This is a genomic window from Variovorax sp. CF079, assembly GCF_900101545.1.
GTDB lineage: Bacteria > Pseudomonadota > Gammaproteobacteria > Burkholderiales > Burkholderiaceae_C > Variovorax.
Genome location: NZ_FMZU01000031.1, coordinates 60,947 through 67,968 on the forward strand (window position 1 = coordinate 60,947; position 7,022 = coordinate 67,968).

The window sequence follows — 7,022 nt, forward strand, 5'->3', positions numbered from 1 at the left end:
AGTCGTTATCGTGATGCCGCTGCGAGCACGGCGGGCGTGCGCGGTTGCGAGAGCTTCTTGCCGGCCACCACGGTGGCCACCACCGCCCCCGCGAAGCCGAGGGTGACGATGTCGATCGGCTCGCCGAGCAGCGGCACCGCGGCGAGGATCGAGAGAAAGGGTTGCAGCAGCTGGGTCTGGCTCACGCGCAGCGCACCGCCCATCGCGAGGCCGCGGTACCAGGCGAAGAAGCCCATCCACATCGAGAATACGCCGACGTAGACGAAGCCGATCCAGGCCGAGACGGCCACCGGCTGCTCGGGCCACAACCACAGCGTGCCCGGCAGCGTGACGGGCAGCGCCATCACGCAGACCCAGCAGATCACGCGCTCCGCGCCCAGGGCTGTAGTGACCTGCGCGCCGTAGATATAGCCCAGCGAGGCGGCGAACACCGCGCCGACCAGCAGCAGGTCGCCCCAGGCGAAGCCGAAGGCGGCGCCCTGGTCGCCCGCGCGCAGCACGGAGAACACGATCACCAGCGCGCTGCCTGCCAGCGCGCAGAGCCAGAAGCCGAGCCGCGCGCGCTGGTGCAGCACCCAGGCCGCGCAGGCTGCCGTGACCAGCGGCAGCAACGCCGTGACCACCGCCGCATGGCTCGCGCTGACCACGCGCAGCGCATAGGCCAGCAGCAGCGGGTAGCCGATCGCGTTGCCCAGCACGGCCATGCCGAGCGGCTTCCACTGATGGCGCTGCGGCAAGGGTGGCCGCGTGACGAGCAGGAAGATCGCCGACAGCACGCCGGCCAGCGCCGCGCGGCCCAGAGTCACGAACCAGGGCGAGAGCTGCGGCGCGTCCTGCGTGCCGGTGGCGAGCCGCGTCATCGGCAGCGTGACCGCGAAGAAGGCGACGCCCAGCACGCCGAGCCACATGCCCAGAGTCTCGTCCTTGATCTTCATACGCTCGCCATCCACCAGGCCGTGAGCACCAGCACGGCGGCCATGGCGCGGTTGAACCAGAGCAGCCGCTTTCCCTGGGCCAGCCAGTTGCGCAGCAGCGCGCCGGCCAGCGCATAGATGAAGTTGCTGGTGAAGGCATAGACCAGCATCACCGGCGCCACGATCGCAAGACGCTGCAGCGCATCGGCATGGCCGGCGATCCAGCCCGCCACCAGCGTCAGCGCCAGCAGCCAGGCCTTGATGTTGAGGAACTGCAGCAGCACGCCCTGCTTGAAGCCGACCGAGAGGCGCCGGCCGTCGGCCTGGCCCATCGTCGCGCTGCCGCTGAGTTTCCACGCGAGCCACAGCAGATAGGCGACACCGAGCGCCTTGATGGCCCAGCGCAGCGACGGCGCGGCGAGCACCAGCGCGCCGATGCCGGCCGCGCACAGCAACAGCAGCAGGGTCCAACCCACCGGTACTGCAAAGACGAAACGCATCGCGCGCGGCAGGCCGCCGTTGGCGGCGAGCGTGGTCGACAGCGTGGTGTTCGGTCCGGGCGAGAAGCTCATCGCCGTGGCCAACACCAGCAGCGCGGTGAATTCTTGCCAGTTCATGGGACACACTCTAAACTGAGGACCATTACAGTACCGATACAGATCGCCGGACAAGGACCGAGCCTGTATCGGTCCAACGATCGACACAGAACACAGACGCGCATGCTGACACGGACCTCGACCCAGTCGCTGACGGAGCAACTCGCCGACCGTTTTTCCGAGCGCATTCGCACGCGCCTGCTGGCGCCCGGCGCGCGCCTGCCCTCGGTGCGCGAGTGCGCGCGACAACAGGGCGTGAGCCCGCACACGGTGGTCGCGGCCTATGACCAGTTGCTCGCGCAGGGCCTGGTCGAAGCCCGGCGCCAGCGTGGCTTCTATGTGCGCGACTCGATCGCGGCGCAGGCCGGGCCGGCCTTGTCGACCATGGGCCCGATCTCGGAGGAGCCCGCCGCCAAGCCCGTGCCCGCCGATGCGAGCACCCTCATCCGCGGGATGTTCCATCGTCCCAGCGACAAGCCGCAGCCTGGCATGGGCGTGTTCCCGTCCGAATGGCTGGACTCGCCCTTCACGGCCGCTGCGGTGCGCCGCGTGACGAGCACCCGGGCGCTCAAGGATTTTTCGCTGCAGTACGGCGAGCCCGCGGGCGACAGCGGCCTGCGCCGCAGCCTGGCGACCAAGCTGGCGAATATCAACGTGCCGGCCGGGCCGGAACAGATCGTGACCACCGTCGGGGCGACGCACGCGCTCGACATCGTGAGCCGCACGCTGCTGCGCGCCGGCGACGCGGTGATGGTCGAGGAGCCCGGCTGGGCGCTGGAATTCGCGCGGCTCGAGGCGCTCGGCATGCGCATCCTGCCCGTGCCGCGCAAGGCCGAAGGGCCGGATCTCGAAGTGATGGAGCGTTACTGCGATGCTGGGAACGGCCACCAGCCCAAGCTCTTCGTGAGCGTGAGCGTGCTGCACAACCCGACCGGCTACAGCCTCACCCCGGGCAGCGCGCACCGCGTGCTGCAGCTGGCGAACAAGCACAACTTCCACATCGTCGAGGACGACACCTACAGCCATCTCGCGCCCGAGCATGCCACCCGGCTCAGCGCGCTCGACGGACTACAGCGCACCATCTACGTGAGCGGCTTCGCGAAGATCCTGGCGCCCAACTGGCGTATCGGCTTTCTCGCTGCCTCGCCGGCCTTGGTGGGGCGCATGCTCGAAACCAAGCTGCTCACGACCTTGACCACGCCCTCGCTGTTCGAGCGCGCGCTGGCGTGGTGTATCGACCAGGGGCAGTTGCGCCGGCATGCCGAGCGCATCCGGCTGCGGCTCGACGGCGCACGTGGACGTACTGTCAAGCTGGCGCTCGCAGCCGGCTGCACGCTGGCCTCGGAGCCGGCGGGGCTGTTCGGCTGGGTCGACACCGGTGTCGACACCGATGCGCTGACCCAGCGCATGCTCGACGAGGGCTATCTGCTGGCGCCGGGCTCGCTGTTCCATGCGCGGCGTCCGCCGAGCACCCTGATGCGGATCAACTTCGCGACGGCGCAGGACGCGACTTTTTGGAAGGTGTTCGCGCGGGTGAAGACGCAGCTCTGAAGCCGGGCGCCTCAGAGTAGCCGGTCCGGCGCGAACGGGCCGAACAGCTTCAACAACAGCCGCAAGCCGACACTGGCGTCGGGCTCGGTGGCGCTGTCCTTCAGTCCGCTGTTCTGCGGGGCGCGCCATACGAGGCCGTTGTCGCCGCGCTCCACATGCCATGCGCCGTCGCGCATGGCAATCTCGATCTGGCCACTCGCGACGCGGCAGAGTTCGTCGCTGCGGATCAGGAGCGCGATCTCGGTGTTCTGCAGTTGCGAGCGCAGATCGAGGTTCATCGAACCGACCACCAGCAGCCGGCCGTCCATCACCAGGGCCTTGGAATGCAGCATCGAGCGTGATTCGCCAGGCTCGCTGCCGCCCGCGGAGCCGAAAGCACTGCCGAGCCCAGCCTGTTCGCTGCGCATCTCGTACAGGCCGACGCCCATCGACAGCAGCTCTTCGCGGTGCCGCGCATAGCCCACATGGGCGACCGGCGCATCGTTGGAAGCCAGCGAGTTCGTCAGCACGCGGATCCGGACGCCGCGCGCGAGTGCCGCCGCGAAAGCCTGCTTCATGTCCTGCCCAGGCACGAAGTAGGGCGAGATGATGAGTAGCTCGCTCTTCGCCTGGCCGATCAGCTGCAGCAGGCCCTCGACCACCGTTTCGCCGTCGGCAGCCGTATCGGCCGCGGCCGTGAGCGAGCTGCCGCCGCGCGTTGCGGCCGAAGAAGGCCGTCGGCCTTGCTGCGTCACGACGAGGCCCGGTGCCTTCTCATTGCCGGGACTGCCGCGCGGCACATCCGCCGGGATCTTGGCCGGCTTGTCGACCAGCACCGCCGCGGGTGCCCAGACGAAGGTCGCGCTCGTCAGGTCCATCGGCTTCTGGTCCCAGGCGCGAGCGCGCCGTTCGATCGCAGGCGCAGCATTGGGAGGGCGTGGCTCGCTATCGTTCTCCTGCGTCTTGGGCTCGGCGCGGGTCTCATTGCGAATCGCCTCGAGTTCTTCACGCGTCACCAGCGACTGCACCGGATAGGCGCGTTCGTTGTTCCAGTAGGCGTCGAAGCTTCGCGAAAGGTCTTGCACGACCGGCCCCGCGGCCAGCACATCGAGGTCGACGAAATTGCCCGCTTGGCCATTGCCGAAATAGGCATCGCCCAGGTTGCGCCCCCCGGTTACGCCGAGCACGTTGTCGGCGATGAAGAGCTTGTTGTGCATGCGCTGCTGGATGCGCGACGCATCGTCGAGCGCATTGAAGAGGCGACCCAGGCTCGAGCCCCTCGCCCCCGCCAGCGGGTTGAACATCCGCATCTCGATGCTCGGAACGAAGGCCAGGCGCATCACCAGCGCGTTGCGCCCCGTGCTGTGAAAGTCGTCGAGAAGGATGCGCACGCGCACGCCGCGCTGTGCCGCATCGCGTACCGCCTGGAGCAACCGGTCGGTGCTGGCGTCGGCATGAATGGCGTAGTACTGCAGGTCGAGGGTCTTCTGTGCGCCTTCGGCCAGCGCGAGCCGGCTGCCGTAGGCGGCCGGCGGACCGTCGAGCAGCAGAAAGCCGGATTCGGAGCGGGCGCCGGCGGCGGTTCGGCGTTGCTGCACCAAGGCTGCGAGCGGGGTCCCGGCGGGCGAGGCCAGCGAAGTCGAAACCGGCCGTTGCACATCCTTGGGCAGTTCGGCGCAAGCCGGCAGTACCAGCGCAATGCCCACTGCCACGCACCAGCGGCGGGCGGATCGTCCGAGAGCGCGGAATGCGAACATGCAGCAATTGATGAGCTTGGGTAACTACATGTATAGCGCAGCCGCGCCACGCCGCGCGTCGGACGAAAGCCCGGCTATCCCTGGCGCGCCGCGCCGAGTTCTTCCCAGCGCTCGAGCGCGGCCAGCAGTTCGTCGTCGATCTGCGCATGGCGCTCGCCCAGTTCGGCTGCGCGCGATGCCTCGTTGGCGTAGATGGCGCCGCCGTCGAGTTCGAGCATCTCGGTGATGCGCTTCTGTTCTTCTTCCAGGGCTGCAATCTGCGTGGGCAGTGTCTCGAGTTCGCGCTGCTCCTTGTAGCTGAGCTTCTTGCGGGGCGTCGCGCGCGGGGCGGCTTCGGCGGCGGGCGCCGCGGCGGCCGCCGCAGGGGCTGGAGCGGGCGCAGATGCGGCCGCTCTTTGGGCGGCGAACTCTCGTGCGCGCTTCGACTGGATCAGCCAGTCCTGCACGCTGCCTTCGTACTCGCGCCAGTGACCGCCGCCTTCGAAGGCGATGGTGCTGGTCACCACGTTGTCGAGGAAGGTGCGGTCGTGGCTCACGAGGAAGACCGTGCCGTCGTAGTTCTGCAGCAAGTCTTCGAGCAGCTCCAGCGTGTCGATGTCGAGGTCGTTGGTCGGCTCGTCGAGCACCAGCACATTGGCCGGCCGCGCGAACAACCGCGCGAGCAGCAGGCGGTTGCGTTCCCCGCCGCTGAGCGAGCGCACCGGTGAATGCGCGCGCGCGGGCGAGAACAGGAAGTCTGCGAGGTAGCTCTTGACGTGCTTGCGCTGGTTGCCGATCTCGATCCACTCGCTGCCGGGGCTGATGAAGTCTTCCAGCGTGGCGTCGAGATCGAGCGCATCGCGCATCTGGTCGAAATACGCCACCTGCAGGTTGGCGCCGCGGCGGATCTTGCCGCTGTCGGGCTCGAGTTCGCCGAGGATCAGCTTCAGCAACGTGGTCTTGCCGGCGCCGTTCGGGCCGATCAGGCCGACCTTGTCGCCGCGCAGGATGGTGCCGGTGAAGTTCCGAATGACGGTGTTCTCACCGAAGGCCTTGGAGGCTCCCGTGAGTTCCGCGACGATCTTTCCGCTCGACTGGCCGGAGGCGACGTCCATGTTCACGCTGCCGATCACTTCGCGCCTGGCCGCGCGGTTGGAGCGCAGCGCCTCGAGGCGGCTGATGCGGCTCTGGCTGCGCGTTCGGCGAGCTTCCACGCCCTTGCGGATCCATACCTCTTCCTGTGCGAGCAGCTTGTCGGCCTTGGCGTTGATGACCGCTTCCTGGGCCAGCTGCTCTTCCTTCTGGATCAGGTACTGCTCGAAATTGCCGGGGTAGGAGCCGAGCTTTCCCCGATCGAGCTCCACGATGCGCGTGGCCACGCGGTTCAGGAAGCTGCGGTCGTGCGTGATGGTGACGACGCTGCCCTTGAAGTCGATCAGCAGCTGTTCGAGCCATTCGATCGAATCGAGGTCGAGGTGGTTGGTGGGTTCGTCGAGCAGCAGCACGTGGGGAGCGGCCACGAGCGCTTGCGCCAGTGCCACACGCTTGCGGGTTCCCCCCGACAGTGCGCCGATGCGCGCGCTGCCGTCCAGATGCAGGCGGTGGAGCGTCTCGTCGACGCGCTGCTCCCAGTTCCAGGCATCGAAGGCCTCGATCTGCGACTGCAGCGCGTCGAGGTCGAGTCCCGCGGCGCCGGACAGGTATTGGTCGCGAATGGCGATCACTTCTGCCAGCCCTGCGCTCGCCGCCGTGAAGACGTCGGCGTCCATGTCCAGCAGGGGCTCCTGCGCAACATAGGCGACGCGCAGACCTTGTTGAAGCTGCAGCGTGCCGTCGTCGGGCTTTTCCAGCCCGCCCAGGATCTTGAGAAGAGAGGACTTGCCGGCGCCGTTGCGGCCGATCAGGCCGATGCGCTCCGATTCGATGAGTGAGAAGTCCGCGTGGTCCAGCAGCGGGACGTGGCCGAACGCGAGTTGCGCGTCGAGAAGTGTGATGAGTGCCATGTGACGCCGATTATCGGAGGACTGGCTTGCCGACCCGAAAACTTGGCATATACTCGTGGGCTCGGCTCAAAACGACCCGTTGCCTTGCTTCCAACGAAGCGCTGCGCAGGTCGATGAAGGCAAGAGCTTCGAGCGTGGCGGGTGGTTCAAAACCGTGTCATAATCGAAGGCTCCGCTCAAGACGGCGAGCAGCTTGGGATCCTGAAGGGATCCGAGGTGGCGAGGCTGGGGTGAGTGGGGTGG

General features: G+C 67.8%; 5 protein-coding genes. 1 reads left to right on the forward strand and 4 read right to left on the reverse strand.

Annotated elements, in window-relative coordinates; all coding sequences use genetic code 11:
- Window positions 1-5 precede the first annotated feature (5 nt).
- The gene (locus BLS74_RS30895; RefSeq protein WP_093111381.1) at window positions 6-935 is read right to left on the reverse strand and encodes a DMT family transporter; all 930 of its coding nucleotides are present in this window, start codon (window positions 933-935) and stop codon (window positions 6-8) included.
- Entirely contained in the window at window positions 932-1,531 is a 600-nt protein-coding gene (locus BLS74_RS30900) for a LysE family translocator (RefSeq protein WP_093111383.1), read from the reverse strand. Before BLS74_RS30900 ends, BLS74_RS30895 begins: the two co-directional genes overlap by 4 nt.
- Before the next feature lie 102 nt (window positions 1,532-1,633).
- Between BLS74_RS30900 and BLS74_RS30905 the strand changes: the two genes are divergently transcribed.
- Window positions 1,634-3,061, forward strand: a complete 1,428-nt coding sequence (locus BLS74_RS30905) for an aminotransferase-like domain-containing protein (protein ID WP_093111385.1) — start codon at window positions 1,634-1,636, stop codon at window positions 3,059-3,061.
- Window positions 3,062-3,072: 11 nt separating this feature from the next.
- Here the strand turns inward: BLS74_RS30905 and BLS74_RS30910 are convergent, their stop codons facing one another.
- Window positions 3,073-4,797: a phospholipase D family protein gene (locus BLS74_RS30910; RefSeq protein ID WP_093111387.1), complete on the reverse strand. Its 1,725-nt coding sequence runs from the start codon at window positions 4,795-4,797 to the stop codon at window positions 3,073-3,075.
- 74 nt (window positions 4,798-4,871) lie between these two features.
- Complete coding sequence (locus BLS74_RS30915) at window positions 4,872-6,779, reverse strand: ATP-binding cassette domain-containing protein (protein WP_093111389.1); 1,908 nt, start codon at window positions 6,777-6,779, stop codon at window positions 4,872-4,874.
- Between the last annotated feature and the right edge of the window lie 243 nt (window positions 6,780-7,022).